At 56.4% G+C, this 16,646-nt stretch carries 13 protein-coding genes; 6 read left to right on the forward strand and 7 right to left on the reverse strand.

Annotated features, from left to right (window positions below; all coding sequences use genetic code 11):
• Positions 1-14 precede the first annotated feature (14 nt).
• The 4 genes from lsrB (at position 15) to EHO01S_RS06100 (ending at position 3,616) form a co-directional block, all read left to right on the forward strand.
• A complete protein-coding gene (lsrB, locus tag EHO01S_RS06085; protein WP_024523120.1) occupies positions 15-1,037 on the forward strand; it encodes an autoinducer 2 ABC transporter substrate-binding protein LsrB in 1,023 nt (340 codons plus the stop codon).
• 27 nt (positions 1,038-1,064) lie between these two features.
• A complete protein-coding gene (gene lsrF / locus EHO01S_RS06090; protein ID WP_024523121.1) occupies positions 1,065-1,940 on the forward strand; it encodes a 3-hydroxy-5-phosphonooxypentane-2,4-dione thiolase in 876 nt (291 codons plus the stop codon).
• 51 nt (positions 1,941-1,991) lie between these two features.
• Entirely contained in the window at positions 1,992-2,282 is a 291-nt protein-coding gene (lsrG, locus tag EHO01S_RS06095) for a (4S)-4-hydroxy-5-phosphonooxypentane-2,3-dione isomerase (RefSeq protein ID WP_024523122.1), read from the forward strand.
• A 233-nt stretch (positions 2,283-2,515) separates the two neighbouring features.
• A complete protein-coding gene (locus tag EHO01S_RS06100; RefSeq protein WP_024523123.1) occupies positions 2,516-3,616 on the forward strand; it encodes a glycerol dehydrogenase in 1,101 nt (366 codons plus the stop codon).
• Positions 3,617-3,720: 104 nt separating this feature from the next.
• On the opposite strand, the gene thiE is transcribed toward EHO01S_RS06100, so the two are convergent.
• Positions 3,721-4,356 (reverse strand): thiamine phosphate synthase, encoded by a 636-nt coding sequence (thiE, locus tag EHO01S_RS06105; RefSeq protein WP_024523124.1) that lies wholly within the window; start codon positions 4,354-4,356, stop codon positions 3,721-3,723.
• 690 nt (positions 4,357-5,046) lie between these two features.
• Here thiE and EHO01S_RS06110 point away from each other — a divergent pair.
• Positions 5,047-5,685, forward strand: a complete 639-nt coding sequence (locus EHO01S_RS06110; protein ID WP_035370273.1) for a hypothetical protein — start codon at positions 5,047-5,049, stop codon at positions 5,683-5,685.
• A gap of 41 nt (positions 5,686-5,726) precedes the next feature.
• On the opposite strand, the gene EHO01S_RS06115 is transcribed toward EHO01S_RS06110, so the two are convergent.
• From EHO01S_RS06115 to tdcA, 6 genes are all read right to left on the reverse strand, one after another.
• A complete protein-coding gene (locus tag EHO01S_RS06115; RefSeq protein ID WP_024523126.1) occupies positions 5,727-6,125 on the reverse strand; it encodes a Rid family detoxifying hydrolase in 399 nt (132 codons plus the stop codon).
• A 13-nt stretch (positions 6,126-6,138) separates the two neighbouring features.
• Entirely contained in the window at positions 6,139-8,427 is a 2,289-nt protein-coding gene (gene pflB / locus EHO01S_RS06120; protein ID WP_024523127.1) for a formate C-acetyltransferase, read from the reverse strand.
• Positions 8,428-8,459: 32 nt separating this feature from the next.
• On the reverse strand, positions 8,460-9,668 hold the full coding sequence (gene tdcD, locus EHO01S_RS06125; protein WP_024523128.1) for a propionate kinase: 1,209 nt from the start codon (positions 9,666-9,668) through the stop codon (positions 8,460-8,462).
• A 31-nt stretch (positions 9,669-9,699) separates the two neighbouring features.
• Positions 9,700-11,031 carry a threonine/serine transporter TdcC gene (gene tdcC / locus EHO01S_RS06130; protein WP_024523129.1) on the reverse strand — a complete coding sequence of 444 codons (1,332 nt, stop codon included), beginning with the start codon at positions 11,029-11,031 and terminating at the stop codon, positions 9,700-9,702.
• 21 nt (positions 11,032-11,052) lie between these two features.
• Positions 11,053-12,042 carry a bifunctional threonine ammonia-lyase/L-serine ammonia-lyase TdcB gene (tdcB, locus tag EHO01S_RS06135; RefSeq protein ID WP_024523130.1) on the reverse strand — a complete coding sequence of 330 codons (990 nt, stop codon included), beginning with the start codon at positions 12,040-12,042 and terminating at the stop codon, positions 11,053-11,055.
• Between the two features lie 90 nt (positions 12,043-12,132).
• Positions 12,133-13,074 carry a transcriptional regulator TdcA gene (tdcA, locus tag EHO01S_RS06140; protein WP_024523131.1) on the reverse strand — a complete coding sequence of 314 codons (942 nt, stop codon included), beginning with the start codon at positions 13,072-13,074 and terminating at the stop codon, positions 12,133-12,135.
• Between the two features lie 938 nt (positions 13,075-14,012).
• On the opposite strand from tdcA, the gene katG reads away from it, so the two are divergent.
• Entirely contained in the window at positions 14,013-16,187 is a 2,175-nt protein-coding gene (gene katG / locus EHO01S_RS06145) for a catalase/peroxidase HPI (RefSeq protein WP_024523132.1), read from the forward strand.
• The last annotated feature ends 459 nt before the right edge of the window (positions 16,188-16,646 follow it).

Genomic DNA, 16,646 nt, shown 5'->3' on the forward strand with positions numbered 1-16,646 from the left:
ACCAGGAGAAGCAAATGAGTAAACCCAGTATCAAACCCATCACACTGTTTACCGCCCTCGCCCTCACCTGCGCGACGTTAAGCGTACACGCGGCGGAACGTATCGCCTTTATTCCTAAACTGGTCGGCGTCGGCTTCTTCACCAGCGGCGGTAACGGCGCCCAAGAGGCGGGTAAGGCGCTCGGGGTGGAGGTCACTTATGACGGCCCCACGGAGCCCAGCGTCTCTGGACAGGTGCAACTGATCAATAACTTCGTCAATCAGGGCTATAACGCCATCATCGTCTCCGCCGTCTCGCCAGACGGGTTGTGCCCCGCCTTAAAACGAGCGATGCAGCGAGGCGTCAAGGTGTTGACCTGGGATTCGGATACCCAGCCAGAGTGTCGCTCCTACTATATTGATCAGGGCACCCCGGCACAGTTGGGCGGTATGCTGGTCGACATGGCGGCGCATCAGGTGCACAAGCCGCAGGCCAAAGTCGCCTTCTTCTATTCCAGCCCAACCGTCACCGACCAGAATCAATGGGTAAAAGAAGCCAAGGCGAAAATTGCCCAAGCCCATCCGGGTTGGGAGATCGTCACCACCCAATTTGGCTATAACGATGCCACGAAATCCCTGCAAACCGCGGAAGGTATCATCAAGGCCTATCCTGATCTGGACATTATCATCGCCCCTGATGCCAACGCCCTCCCCGCCGCCGCACAAGCGGCTGAAAACCTGAAACGCGACAATCTCGCCATCGTCGGCTTCAGTACCCCGAATGTGATGCGTCCCTATGTCAAACGCGGCACGGTGAAAGCCTTTGGGTTATGGGATGTCGTCCAGCAAGGCAAAATCTCGGTCTATGTCGCCGACACCTTACTGAAAGGTAAGACATTGCACGTTGGTGACAAACTGGATATCCCCGGCGTCGGAACGGTAGCGGTCTCGCCGAACAGCGTACAGGGCTACCACTATGAGGCCAAAGGCAATGGCATCGTGCTGCTGCCACAACGCGTGGTGTTCACGAAAGACAACATTGATCAGTATGATTTTTAAGCATCACCTGCTGGAGAGGAGCCGATCATGGCCGATTTAGACGATATTAAAGATGGCAAAGACTTTCACCTCGATACCCCACAGCGTAATACGCCGTTCGCCCTCAAGGGGTGTGGCGCGCTAGATTGGGGGATGCAGTCCCGCTTGTCACGGATCTTTAACCCGCACAGCGGCCATACCGTGATGCTGGCCTTCGATCACGGCTACTTTCAGGGACCGACGACCGGTCTCGAACGCATCGATGTCAACATCGCGCCACTGTTTGCCCATACCGATGTATTGATGTGTACCCGCGGGATCTTACGCAGCTGCGTTCCACCAGCCAGCAACAAGCCCGTGGTGTTACGCGCATCGGGCGCTAACTCCATCCTGACGGCATTAAGTAACGAGGCTATCGCCGTCGCGATGGACGATGCCGTGCGCCTGAATGCCTGCGCCGTCGCAGCACAAGTCTACATCGGCAGCGAACATGAGCATCAATCGATCAAAAACATTATTCAATTGGTCGATGCCGGAATGCGCGTTGGCATGCCGACCATGGCGGTCACCGGCGTCGGCAAGGAGATGGCACGTGATCAACGCTATTTCTCGCTGGCAACCCGTATCGCGGCAGAAATGGGGGCCCAAATCATCAAGACCTACTACGTCGATCATGGATTTGAACGTATCGCGGCGGGTTGCCCCGTCCCCATCGTCATTGCCGGTGGTAAAAAGCTGCCGGAGCGAGAAGCGTTGGAGATGTGCTGGCGTGCCATCGATCAGGGCGCGGCGGGGGTGGATATGGGACGCAACATTTTCCAATCCCATGCCCCGATCGCCATGCTGAAAGCGGTGCATGCCGTCGTGCATCAACACGCCAGCGCCGAGCAAGCCTACCAGTTGTTTCTGAGCGAACAAGGCTAACCGCAGACGCGGATCGCGCCTCGGCCGATCCGCTGATTCAGGAGATAAGTCATGCACGTTACACTGGTCGAAATCAACGTTTACCCCGACAAGATTGCCGAATTTATTCAGGTGTTTCGCCACAACCACCAGGGCGCGATTCAAGAGCCCGGCAACCTGCGCTTCGATGTCTTGCAAGATCCACAGGTACCGAGCCGCTTTTATATCTATGAAGCCTATGTCGACGAGGCGGCCGTGGCCTATCACAAAACGACGGCACACTATCGCACCTGTGTCAAACAGTTGGAACCGCTGATGACCGGAGCGCGCAAGAAGACCGTGTTTATCGGCCTGATGCCCTAATCCGCCGTCTCCACGACTCCGCCCCGATACGGCGAGGACGCCTGAGCGGCGCAGGTCGTCCCCGTCGGCTACGCCGAACGGGGCGCGCCTCGACTGCGCCTGGCTGGATGCACAATGCGACATAACCTAATCCAGCGCATGTCTTCAACACGAATGCTCCGGCATAATTGCCAGACATCGGGCGCCTTCGTGCCGCCCTCGTTCCCCGTCTTTTGCCTGACAGGAGTGTAATGATGTTAAAAGTCATCCAATCACCATCCAAGTATATTCAGGGACCCGGCGCGCTACAGTCTATCGGACAGTATGCCAAGCTCTTGGCCAGTAGCCAGTTTGTCATCGCTGACGACTTCGTCATGGGACTGACTGGCGACACGGTTGCCACCAGCCTGCGCGAGGCTGGGGTGAGCGGTCACTTCGCCCGTTTCGGTGGCGAGTGCAGCCGGAACGAGATCGCACGACTGGGCGGCGAATTGAAGCGCCTCGGTTGCCAAGGGGTCATCGGTATCGGCGGCGGCAAGACACTGGATACCGCGAAGGCGTTGGCCTACTACCAAGGCGTGCCGGTGCTGATCGTGCCGACTATCGCCTCGACAGACGCGCCCACCAGCGCACTCTCAGTGATCTATAGCGAACAGGGCGAATTCGAGGAATACCTGATCTACCCGACGAACCCCGATATGGTGCTCATGGATACGGCGATCATCGCCAAAGCACCGGTGCGTCTGCTGGTCGCCGGGATGGGGGACGCCCTCTCCACCTACTTCGAAGCCCAGGCCTGTGTCGACTCCCATGCCATCAGCATGGCGGGGGGCGAGTCGACGCGGGCGGCATTAGCGCTGGCTCGCCTCTGTTATGAAACGCTGCTCGAAGAGGGCTTCAAAGCCAAGCTGGCCGTCGAGGCCGGTGTCGCCACGCCCGCGGTGGATAACATTGTCGAGGCCAATACTTACCTGAGCGGATTGGGGTTTGAAAGTGCCGGGCTGGCGGCGGCTCATGCCATCCACAACGGCCTGACGGTGCTGGAAGAGTGCCATAAGATGTACCATGGGGAGAAGGTCGCTTTCGGCACGCTATGCCAGTTGGTACTGCAAAACAGCGACAGCGAGCAGCTCGAGACGGTGCTTGATTTCTGTGTCCGCGTCGGTTTGCCGGTCACTCTGGCGCAGTTGGGCATCGACGATGGGCCGCAACTGAACGACAAGATCATGGCGGTGGCGCAGGCCAGTTGTGCAGAGGGTGAGACTATCCACAATATGCCCTTTACGGTAACGCCGGATCAGGTGTACGCCGCGATCCTGGCCGCCGATCGGCTAGGCCGAGCCTGGTTAGCATAAGCGTCATGGCGGGGGGCGCTTAGCGCTCCCCGCCATCGCCCAGCGACGAACCGTGACTATAGCGAACGCCTGGCGTCAGACCGGCGGCGCATCGGGCACGTGACTCACTCTCCCCCGGCCCCCGCCAGCGCCAACAGGTGCGCCGTCGCCGCGCGCCAGTCCGGCGCCTGGGTAATGGCGCTGATCACCGCCACACTGCCGACGCCGGTCGCCAACACTGCCGGCACCCGTGCCAGGCTAATACCGCCGATGGCGACGGTCGGGTAATCGCCCAGACGCTGGATATGGCGTGCCAACTGCGCGATGCCTTGCGGCGCCGCCGGCATCAGCTTGCTCTGGGTCGGAAAGACCTGTCCCAGTGCGATATACGAGGGACGCGCCGCCAGCGCCACATCGATCTCCATATCGTCATGGGTAGAGACACCCAACCGTAATCCTGCGGCGCGCAGCGCGGCCAGATCGGTCGTGGCCAGATCCGTCTGGCCGAGGTGGACCCCATAGGCGTGGTGCTTGATCGCCAGCCGCCAGTAGTCGTTGATAAACAACCGGGCTTGATAACGATGTCCTAAGGCAATGGCGGCCTTCACCGCCGTTTCCACCTGTTCATCGCGCTGATCCTTGATACGTAACTGTAGGGTACGCACGCCGGCCTGCAACAGACGCGCAATCCACGCGACGCTGTCGACCACCGGGTAAGCCCCTAAGCGAAACGGTACCGGGGGGAAATCAGGCTGATACATCCGACATTCTCCTTGCGCAAAACGATGCTTGCCCCAAACGGGGCGATAGTGCCTCCCGCTACGCGCGGCAAACGTGCCGTCAAGCCGAGGGGAGTGGCGCCCCAAGGCCTGCGCCCCTATCCGCGCTGGCTGCGCGGACATGGCGGACGGCGGATAACGCTAGAGAGGCGCTGATCGGGCGGCAAGGTAAACTACGCGTTAACGACCGCGAGCTCAAGCCATAGGCGCGATCAGGGCCAGGGCCGCGCGTCGCCGCAGCCCTACGCAGGCGAGAGCCCCGCCGCGCTCCCCGCTCGCCTTAGGCGTAGCGTGCGCGCCGGATCCGCAAACCTCCCCGTCACGCCAGTGGACACTGGCGGAGGCAAACGGGCGGAGCCCACTACCTGGCCGACGAGTCTCCCGCGGTAACGCCCATCTCACCATCCACGCACCACCAGAAGAAAATAAAACAGCATCTATTGCAATTTATTAAATATAGCCGTTATGCCACGCGCTACGCGCAGGAAACGCAACAAAAATAGAATATTGAAAATATAAAAAAAAGAAAAATACATCCATAAATATATTTATGGAAATAAAAATAGCATCAGTGAATAACATGGAAAAGTGAACCAGACCGGTTTAACGTCGATATTTTCAGCCAGTTGTCGCCAGCGCGATGCGCAATCCCATCACACCATAGAGCAGAGCATGAAAATAACGCCATCACTCGCCGATCTCTTGCTTTTTATGCTCATTATCGCGATTAGTCTGTGCGCGCGCTGGCCTGCGCTGCCCGATGACGACGCGCTAGTGGCGCGATTGACTGAGTATATCGAGCAGGGACAGGCGCTGTGGTTGGCCTTTGTCGCACTATTTATCCTCTATCGCAGCCATCGCGCGCGACTTCAGGGAGAAGCACGCCTCTTTTGGCTCTGGGCGGCCTTATGGTGGCTGGTCTTATTAGGCCGCAGTATCAGTTGGGGGCGGGTCTATTTCCCTCAGGGGCCAAGACCATTGTTTCACAGTATCGCGTTCCTACTCATCACCGCGCTGCTGCTCCCCCTACTCACTCCCCAGCTACGGGCGGCCATCATCGCACGCTATCGTCTACACCCTCTCCCATGCTGGCGTATCGCGGCGGTGGTCTTGGCCTTCACCTGCGCCGATGCCGTCGAGCATCAGCGGGCGCTTGCCCGCTATCTGGTCACTCACCCGGGGCATTACCGGGATTTGATCGAAGAATTGTATGAATGCCCTTTTCTGCTCGGTCTGTTTCTTATCAGCCAAGAGATGATGACGCGCGAATGGCGCTTACTTGCGAACCCAAATGTGGAAGCGCGTAAATGAAAAAAAGGCCGCCCCAACGGACGGCCTGCGGCGCGTCTCCATTAACACGCCGTCGTGCGCCACGCTAACGCTTCAATCTCGAGCTTCACCCCTTTCGGCAATGCCGCGACCTGTACACAGCTGCGCGCCGGGTAGGCGGCACTATGCGCATCGAAAAAGGCGGCATAGGCTTGGTTGATCAGCGTAAAATCTGCCAGATCGGTGATAAATAGCGTGGTCTTGACGATGTCTCCCACCGCCAAGCCCGCCGCCTGTAAGATCGCGGCAATATTCGCCAAGCTCTGGCGCGCCTGCTCGGCCACCGCCTCCGCCACACGCCCGGTCTGCGGATCGATCGGGATCTGGCCGGAGGTGATCACCATGCCTCCCAGATCGACGCCCTGCACATAGGGACCGATGGCGGCGGGCGCTTGATGCGTCGCAATAGTTTTACGCGGCATCGTGAGACTCCTTTTAGAAAGAACGGGTAAACGTACGTGAGATCACATCCTGCTGTTGCTCCCGGGTAAGCGCATTGAAACGCACGGCATAGCCCGATACGCGGATCGTGAGATTGGGATAGTTCTCCGGGTGGGCGATCGCCTCCAGCAACATCTCCCGATTCATCACATTCACGTTCAGATGCTGTCCCCCTTCTACCGCATCCTGATGGTGGAAATAACCATCCAACAAGCCCACCAGGTTGGTCTTACGGGTCTCCTCTTCCTTACCCAAGGCCTGCGGGACGATGGAGAAGGTGTAAGAGATACCATCCTTAGCATAGGTGAAAGGCAACTTGGCCACCGACGTCAACGAGGCCACCGCCCCGTTGCGATCGCGACCATGCATCGGATTAGCACCGGGGGCAAACGGCGTTCCGGCACGACGACCATCGGGGGTGTTGCCGGTCTTCTTGCCATAGACCACATTCGAGGTAATGGTCAGGATCGACTGCGTCGGCACCGCGTGACGGTAGGTTGGCAACGCCTGGATCTTCTTCATAAAGCGCTCGACCAGTTCACAGGCGATCCGATCCGCACGATCATCATTATTGCCGTACTGCGGGTACTCCCCCTCGATGGCGAAGTCGATGGCCAGCCCCTGCTCATCACGGATCGGCCTTACCTTGGCGTACTTGATCGCAGAAAGGGAGTCTACCGCCACCGATAATCCGGCGATGCCGCACGCCATGGTGCGATACACATCGCGATCATGCAGCGCCATCAATGCCGCCTCATAGCTGTATTTATCGTGCATATAGTGGATCAGATTCAAGGCGCTGATGTACTGCACCGCCAACCAATCCATAAAGTGATCGAGGCTGGCGATCACCGTCTCATAATCCAGGACCTCGTCCATCAACGGTGGACGCTGCGGGCCGACTTGGATCTTCAATTTTTCGTCGACGCCACCGTTAATGGCGTACAACAGCGTCTTAGCTAAGTTGGCGCGTGCGCCAAAGAACTGCATCTGTTTGCCGATCACCATCGGGCTGACGCAGCAGGCGATAGCGTAGTCGTCGCTATTAAAGTCAGGACGCATCAGATCATCGTTTTCATACTGCAACGACGAGGTCTGAATGGAGAGACGCGCCGCATAGCGTTTGAAATCGGGAGGCAATGCCTCCGACCAGAGGATGGTCAGATTCGGCTCCGGCGCCGGCCCCATGGTATGCAAGGTATGCAAATAGCGGAACGAGGTACGGCTTACCAGGGTTCGGCCATCCAGGCCCATCCCACCGATCACCTCCGTCGCCCAGATCGGATCGCCGGAGAATAACGCGTCAAACTCAGGGGTACGCAGAAAGCGCACCATGCGGATCTTCATGATGAAATGGTCGATCAGCTCTTGCGCCTGTGTCTCATCCAACACCCCATCGCGCAGATCGCGCTCAAGATAGATGTCGAGGAAGGTGGCGGTACGCCCCAGCGACATGGCACCGCCATTCTGTGATTTCACCGCTGCCAGGTAGGCGAAGTACAGCCACTGGATCGCCTCTTGGGCGGAGCGGGCCGGGCGGGAGATATCATAGCCATAGTTGGCCGCCATCTCCTGGATCTGCAATAAGGCGCGGCGTTGTTCAGCCAGCTCTTCGCGCAGGCGGATCACCGCCTCCAGATCGTCGCCTCGTTCGAGTCGCGGCTGGAGATCAGCGAACTGCCACTCACGCTCACGCACCAAGTAGGCGATGCCATACAACGGCACGCGGCGATAGTCGCCGATGATACGCCCGCGGCCATACCCGTCCGGTAGACCGGTCAGGATCCCCGACTTGCGGCAGCGCAGCATTTCAGGCGAGTAGACATCGAACACCCCCTGGTTATGGGTTTTCCGCAGATCACTGAACAAATACTCGAATGCCGGATCCATCTCACGCCCATAGGCGTGGAACGCACTGCGGATCATATTGATGCCACCGAAAGGATGCAGCGCACGCTTGAGCGGTTGATCGGTCTGTAGACCGACGATGGTCTCCAGTTCCCGCGCGATGTAACCCGGCGCATGGGCCGTAATGGTGGTGGCGATATTGGTATCGAAATCGACCGGCGCATGAGTGGCATTTTCAATGCGGATCCCCGCCATCACCTGCTGCCAGAGCGCCGTGGTCGCCGGCGTCGCCTCGGCCAGGAAGGACTCGTCGCCGTAATAAGGCGTATAGTTGTTTTGAATGAAATCACGAACATTAATTGCGCTTTTCCACTCCGTACCGACAAAACCTCGCCACGCATCGTCATCGATGCGCTCTTCACACGTCATATTCATAGAAAAACTCTCTTTAACCGACAAGCCAATAACTAGGCATAGTGTGGGGTGGTCTGCATCGCCCCGAGACGCAGGGCGTCGAGGGCAATCATTTTCTCTTCATTGGTCGGGATCACCGCGCAAGGCACCACGGAGTCATCACGCGACACGCGGCGCTCGCCCGCGCTGGCGGGCAGGCGGTTGCGCGCCTCATCGAGGCGGACACCGAAGACCGCCAGATGCTCCATCACCAAGCGGCGGACCAAGACCGAGTTTTCGCCGATGCCACCGGTGAAGATGATGCCGTCAAGCCGATGCAACGAGGCGGCGTGCGCCCCGATATGGCGGGCGACGCGATGCACGAAGGTCGCGATCGCCAGGCGGGCGCGGGCATGTCCCGCCCCCGCCGCCTGCTCCAGCTCTCGCAGATCCGATGATAGGCCGGAGATCCCCAGCAAGCCCGATTCCGTGTTGACCATCTGCGCAAGATCACTGAGTGACTGGCCGCTCTGCTCGGCGATCCACAGCAGCGCCCCGACGTCGACGTCGCCGCAGCGCGTCCCCATCACCAACCCCTCCAACGGCGTCATCCCCATCGACGTATCAACGCTCCGGCCGTTGCGAACCGCGCACACCGAAGCGCCATTGCCAAGATGGGCGATCACCAGCCCCGAATCCGTCTCCGGCAGCCCTAACAAGGCAAGGGCCTGGCGCGCCACATAGCGATGAGAGGTGCCATGAAAACCATAACGCCGCACGCCATACTCTTCGGCATAGCGGTAAGGCAGCGCATACAGCCATGCTTCCGGCGCTAGGGTCTGGTGAAAGCTGGTGTCGAACACCGCCACCTGAGTCACTCCCGGGAACAGGTGGCGAGCGGATTCTATTCCGCTCAAATTGGCGTAGTTATGCAGTGGCGCCAGCGGCGCGATCTGGCGAATCTGCGCCATCACCGCCTCGTCGATGATCACCGACTGCGTAAAGATATTGCCGCCATGAGCCACTCGGTGACCGATCAGGCAAACGCTGTCACGCAGATTACGTTTCTCCAGCTCGACGACGATCGCCGCCAAGGCGGGTTCATAACCCTGCTGGCTTAGCGGAACCGCCGCGCCGCCGTTAACCGAGAGCCGGGCATTTCCCCCGTTGATTCCCTCGGCAATCCCGGCCAATAACACCTCACAACTGGCGGCGTCCAGCACCGAAAATTTAATCGACGACGAGCCGCTATTAATCACCAGTACCACTGGAAACTCATGCATGGAATAACTCCCGCTATGCGGATGGAGGACATTACAGCAACTGATAGACAATATTCAGGATGGTCAGCAAACCGATAATCGTGACGAAGTAGTTATCTACGTGGCCCTTATATTTCGCCAGGGCCGGTACACGCCATACGGCATACATCGGGAGCAAGCACAGCAATGAGGCGATGATCGGTGCGCCCATCGCGCCGATCAGATCCAAGATATTCGGGTTGATATAGGCGATAAACCAGGTCGACCCCATGATGATCACCATGCTGAGCATGTTGAGCTTCTTCATCGGCACCTGAGATTTGTCGCCGTGGTAGCGGAACTTGATGATCAGGCCGTTTAACCCCTCCAGGGTGCCAAGATAATGGCCGAAGAAGGATTTAAAAATGGCCACCAGCGCAATAATCGAGGCGGCATACTCCAACACGGTGGCATAGGTCGACTTACCATCCCCCAACGAACTGAAGTGGTTGGCCAAGTAAGAGAGGATCGGGATATTCTGTTGCTTGGCCTGCATCATATCCTGGGGCGACAGGGTAAACAGGCAACTGAAAGCGAAGAACATGACCACCACCACCATCAACACACTCGCGCGGGAGATGATCTGCGCACACTTATGCTCGGTGAAGTCGCGGCCAAATTCCGTTTCATACTCCTCCCGCTTCGAGACCACAAAGGAAGAGACGATCGGCGAGAAATTGAAAGAGAATACCATGATGGCAATCCCCAACCACACCGTCACCAAAATACCGTGGCTGCCCCACAAACTCAGGCTCTGCATATCGAAGCGGGTAATCGCATCGGAGGTCCAATAGGGGATCAGCGACAGCGAAATCAGTACCAGACTGGCGATAAAGGGGAACACCAAATAGCCCATCACCTTGACCATCAGATCCTTACCGAAATAGATAAAGAAGGCCATGAGCATCAGGATCAATAACGCCACGACACCACGGTTAATCGCCGGCATGTGGAGCTGATGCTCCCAAAAGGCAATGAAGGTGTTAGTGATGGTCACGCCATAGATCCACAGCAATGGACAGATCGCGAAGAAATAAAGAAAGGTGATCACCACCCCACCGGTGGGGCCAAAATGCTGGTCAACGGTATCGGTAATATTATCCGATACCCCTCGTCCGGAGAGACATAGCCGCGCCAATGCACGATGGCATAAAAACGCGATAGGGAATGCCAAGAACAACATAAAGATGATCGGTAATAATCCGCCGATGCCCGCGCTAATCGGGAAAAATAATACCCCGGCACCGATGGCGGTACCGAATAACCCTAAAACCCAACGCGTATCTGTTTTACGCCACGTCGTTGATTGGACTTGACTCGCGACGACACTGTCAGTGTTACTCATCTCGAATTCCTCACAAAAGGATCAGGCTGCGACCAGGCCGGTGATATGGGAAACGCGGGAAAGATCGATGTTGCCGCCAGAGATCAGACTGACGCTTTTCTTTCCTTTGATATAGTGATCGATCTTACCGCTGAGCAAGGCGGCGGAAGCCAACGCGCCGGCCCCTTCCGTGATCACTTTGTTACGCTGGATCAAGGCGACCATGCTGTTACGGATCTCCTCTTCGCTGACCAACACCATGTCATCAACCAATTCGCTCACAATGGTAAACGGCAGGTTTCCAGGACGAGAGACGTCACAACCATCGGCCAAGGTGCCATCGGTACGGTGTGAAGTAATATCGCCGGCGTAGTAGGAGGCGGCCATGCCGTGCACATTCTCGGACTGCACTCCGATCACCCGAATGGTGGGGTTCACCGATTTGATCGCCAGTGCGATCCCGGCGATTAAGCCGCCACCTCCGACCGGTACGATCACGTTATCGACATCGTAGAGATCCTCTAAAATCTCCAGGCCGATCGTGCCTTGCCCGGCGATGACCAGGGCATCGTCATAAGGCGGAATAAATATCCGTCCCTCCATCTCGACGATCTCACTCACCTTGGCGATGGTGTCGTTGAAATTGTTGCCGTGTAGTACCACCTCGGCCGAATAATCGCTGGTCGCCGCCACCTTGGATTTCGGCGCACAAGTCGGCATGACCACCTTGCCATCAATCCCCAGCATGGCACAGGAGAGCGAAACCCCCTGCGCATGGTTCCCCGCGGAACAGGCGACCACCCCCTTTCTCCTTTCCTGCTCGCTCAGCGAGCTGAGTTTATTGAATGCGCCGCGGATCTTAAATGAACCGGTGCGTTGCATATTTTCAAACTTCAGAAATATTTCACCCTGACAACGTTCGCTAAGATAATTCGAACGGGGCATACCAGTTTTATATATTTTCCCGCTCAGACGTTTTTTTGCCGCTTGAATATCATCGATACTGACCGGAAGATCATAGGTAATATGCATGGTACCCTCACTAAGAGTAAATATATATTCAAAATGGACGACAATCATAAAGCTTAGGGATAATACGCCGCGCACTGTCGGCACAAAAAATTAATCAGCAATACTCGCCACGGGTTTAAATTTAGCACAATGGCTCGGTGAATATTGTTTAGCCAATTCTACCAACAGTGAGGTGGAGCGTTTAATCTTGTAGTTCTTCGACCAGATAGCCGCGTAATGCGCTATCGGTAAAGCATCTTCAATTACCAAGGTAGTAAATTGATTGGAGCCGAATGGCGAAGTCATATCACAGGGGATCACCGTTAAGAAATTCGCATTCAGCACGAGGTTATAAATCGTCACTACCGAGTCAGTCTTAATGATATTGGCGGTGCTGACGTGATGCTTTTGCAGCGTCGTCAACAGCTGTTTGTAATAGCCCATATCGGTCTGCGGTAATACCCATTGCTCATCCTTTAACGCATCCAGCGTGGTCGGTGAGTGCGCGCTACGTGATTTATTGGCAACGACGACAAACTCCGACTCAAACAGTGACTCGACATGCAGGTCTTGCAGTTGCATATCGTCGCTCAGGGTACCAATAGCAAAATCTAAACGGCCATCGCGAAGCGCCGGAAGAAAGGAATTGAGTTGCGCCTCAAACAGCGATACCTGGGCGCTAGGAAACACATCCTTAAAGGTTTTAATCATATTGGATAAAAAAGTAAAACCGATCAGGGAGGGAAAACCGAAGGCCACATCGACCACACTATTACAACTCAATCCATTGATCTCGCTGACCATGTTTTTCATTTCTCGAGTAATCGATTCGGCGTAAGAGAGCAATACCTGACCGGCGCTAGTCAATGTCACCCCGGTATTTTTGCGGGTGATAATTTCAATACCAAAGTATTCCTCCATTTCGCTGATGGTTTTACTCACTGCCGGCTGCGAAATTCCCAAACGCTTAGCGGCGGCACCGATTGAGCCACTACGGATCACCTCTTGGAAGACAACCAGTTGCTGTGTTTTTGGCAGAATAAAGGTGTTCATGTTCATTGCACTTATTCCCTCAATCGGTGTATCCAGACTCTACTAAATATGGTTATTAAGGAGATGTGTTACTGCTCACAAATTATATCTGGCACGATTTGATACAAATATTTATTCTTTATAAATCAATTAACTAAATAAAAAACAAAACACATTTGTATGACGCGAATCAAGAAAATAAAGGAGAATAACTTTTGGTTATGGCAATAATTTTCGCGGATGACAACAAGCCGTGACTTTTAACACTTTGGCCGCGGATTATATTATTTAAGAGAAATAAAGCAGGCGGAATGAAAAAATAATAAAGCAAGTTTTTTCTTTTATTTTATCGCGACGCGCCAGTACGCCCTAGCTCCGAGCTCGGCAAGCCATGGCGCGACGACGGGTTAACGCGGCGCAAATCCAAGTCTTCTTCGATAAAAAAAGCTATTACCCCATATAAAAATCAGAGTTTTTATATAAATTTAGATGTTTTAACCACAAAGAAAGGATAAATTCCTATTTTAGCGCTGGCGAAGGCCCCGCATCGCCCCTCCCCTGCCCGCAATCGCGACGCCATCGGCCATGCCGCCTTCACCTGGCGACGGCTAAAATATTATTTTGATTTGTAACGAATTCATGCCGTTATCCCCCTGACTGGCGGGAGGACGTCAACCACGAACGAAGCGCAAGTGTATTACGGCCCATCGACGCGTTGTATGCGCTCATCTTACCTCGGCCAGCGGTCATCCATCGCCTTAAATAACAGCATGTGCCTATTGAGATGAAGCTATCAATTGGTCATCCCTATTTCTGAAATTGGGTCTGAAAACGATACAAATTTCACTCACTGGTTATAATGAATACGGATTTATAGGAAGGCAATGCTCCATCACACAATGCATTATTCTTAGCAAGAGCCTGAGCGGTACTCCATAAATTTACTAAAGGTGCGAGAAATGGGAAACAAGAACGAATTTTCTGGCGGTAAATGCCCGGTCATGCATGGTGGCATGACGTCTTCGAGCATGTCGAATAAAGATTGGTGGCCGAATGCCCTGAATCTAGATATTTTGCATCAGCATGATAGCAAAACCAATCCCATGGGAAAGGATTTCAACTACCGGGAAGAGCTGAAAAAACTGGATGTAGCAGCGCTGAAGAACGATGTGCGCGCCCTGATGACCGAAAGCCAGCCTTGGTGGCCGGCCGACTGGGGTCACTATGGCGGCCTGATGGTACGTATGGCGTGGCACTCCGCCGGCTCTTACCGCATCGCCGATGGACGTGGCGGTGCCGGTACGGGTAACCAACGTTTCGCCCCGCTCAACTCCTGGCCGGATAACGTCAACTTGGATAAAGCGCGTCGTCTGCTGTGGCCGATCAAGAAAAAATACGGTAACAAAATTAGCTGGGCAGATCTGATCATTCTGGCCGGCACCATGGCCTATGAGTCTATGGGGTTGAAGACCTTCGGTTTCGCCTTTGGTCGTGAAGATATCTGGCATCCGGAAATCGACACCTATTGGGGTTCGGAAAAAGAGTGGCTGGCACCGAGCGGCAGCGAAGGCAGCCGTTACTCCGGTGAGCGCGATCTGGAGAACCCGCTGGCCGCCGTCATGATGGGGCTGATCTACGTCAACCCGGAAGGGGTCGATGGTCATCCTGACCCGCAGAAAACTGCCAACGACGTCCGCGTCACCTTCGCCCGTATGGCCATGAACGATGAAGAAACCGTCGCCCTGACCGCTGGCGGCCATACCGTCGGTAAATGCCATGGTAACGGCAGCGCCGCTAACCTGGGGCCGGCTCCGGAAGGTGCCGATCTGCAAGAGCAGGGACTGGGTTGGATGAATCACACCTCGCGCGGCATCGGCCGTGATACGGTGAGCAGCGGCATCGAAGGTGCCTGGACCACTAACCCGACGCAGTGGGATAACGGCTACTTCGATATGCTGTTCGGTCACGAGTGGACGCTGACCAAGAGCCCGGCCGGCGCTTGGCAATGGGTACCGATCGATATCAAAGAAGAAGACATGCCGCTCGACGTGGAAGATCCCTCCCGCCGTACCCTTCCGATCATGACGGATGCCGACATGGCGATGAAAGTCGACCCGGCCTACCGCCAGATCGCCGAGCGCTTCCGCCGGGATCCGGCCTACTTCTCCGAAGTCTTCGCCCGCGCTTGGTTCAAACTGACCCACCGCGATCTGGGGCCGAAATCCCGCTATGTCGGCCCGGACGTACCGCAAGAAGATCTGATCTGGCAAGATCCGGTACCGGCTGGCCGCACGGACTATGATGTTGCCGCGGTGAAAGCCAAGATCGCCGCCAGCGGCCTGAGCATCGCCGAGATGGTCAGCACCGCGTGGGACAGCGCACGGACCTTCCGCGGCTCCGACAAACGCGGGGGCGCTAACGGTGCACGTATCCGCCTGGCACCGCAGAAAGACTGGCAAGGTAACGAGCCGGCCCGCCTGGCGAAGGTGTTGGGGGTACTGGAGCCGATCGCCGCCGAATTCAAGATCAGCGTCGCCGATGTGATCGTGCTTGCCGGTAACCTCGGTGTCGAGCAGGCGGCGCAAGCGGCCGGTTTCGCGCTAGAAGTTCCGTTCGCGCCGGGCCGGGGCGATGCCAGCCAAGAGATGACCGATGAGGCCTCTTTCGAGGTGCTGGAGCCACTGGCCGATGGTTTCCGCAACTGGCTGAAGAAAGACTATGTCGTCAGCGCCGAAGAGATGCTGCTGGATCGCGCACAACTCCTGGGCCTGACCGCCTGTGAAATGACGGTATTGGTCGGCGGGATGCGCGTGCTCGGTGCCAACTATGCAGGCAGCCAGGACGGCGTCTTCACCGACCGTGTCGGCGTCTTGAGCAACGACTTCTTCGTCAACCTGACGGACATGGCCTACACCTGGAAGCCGATCGGTAGCAACCTGTATGCGATCTGCGATCGCGCTGATGGCAGCCAGAAATGGACTGCGAGCCGTGTAGACTTAGTCTTCGGCTCCAACTCTATTCTGCGCGCTTATGCCGAGGTGTACGCCCAGGACGACAATAAAGAGAAGTTTGTCCGTGACTTTATCGCCGCCTGGAACAAGGTCATGAACGCCGATCGCTACGATCTGCGTTAAGTTAAAGCGCTAACGTGTAACCTTAGCCGCTAACGCTCAACCCCGCGGGCAGCCTTGCTGCCCGCTTTTTCTTGCGCTGCCGCGGCAAGCCGCGCCCCGCCGCCCCTCAATACCCTCGCCACAACGTAGCGTCACCCGATCCCCATAGGCGTCGGCGCACGCCACAGACATGAACTACGGCCAGCGCGCCGTATCGCCAACGCCCCCAAGAGGGATAAGGCAACGCCGCCGCGCCGAGGCAAACACCTGCCGGGTAGACGAGCGTAGACGCCTTGCCTACGCGCCGCTATCAACACACACGCTAGGTCGCTTTAGCTCCCAGCCCCCACGCCATCCACACCCGCCCCTGCGCGACGGGGCGGAATAGTGCGCGACGCCCAGTAGATGGACATAGCGGCTCGCCATCGCCCCCTGACACCCGCGATACTCGCGCCGATGCAACCTTATTAGTGGGCCTTG

The sequence above is a fragment of the Edwardsiella hoshinae NBRC 105699 = ATCC 33379 genome, assembly GCF_000474215.1.
Classification (GTDB): domain Bacteria; phylum Pseudomonadota; class Gammaproteobacteria; order Enterobacterales; family Enterobacteriaceae; genus Edwardsiella; species Edwardsiella hoshinae.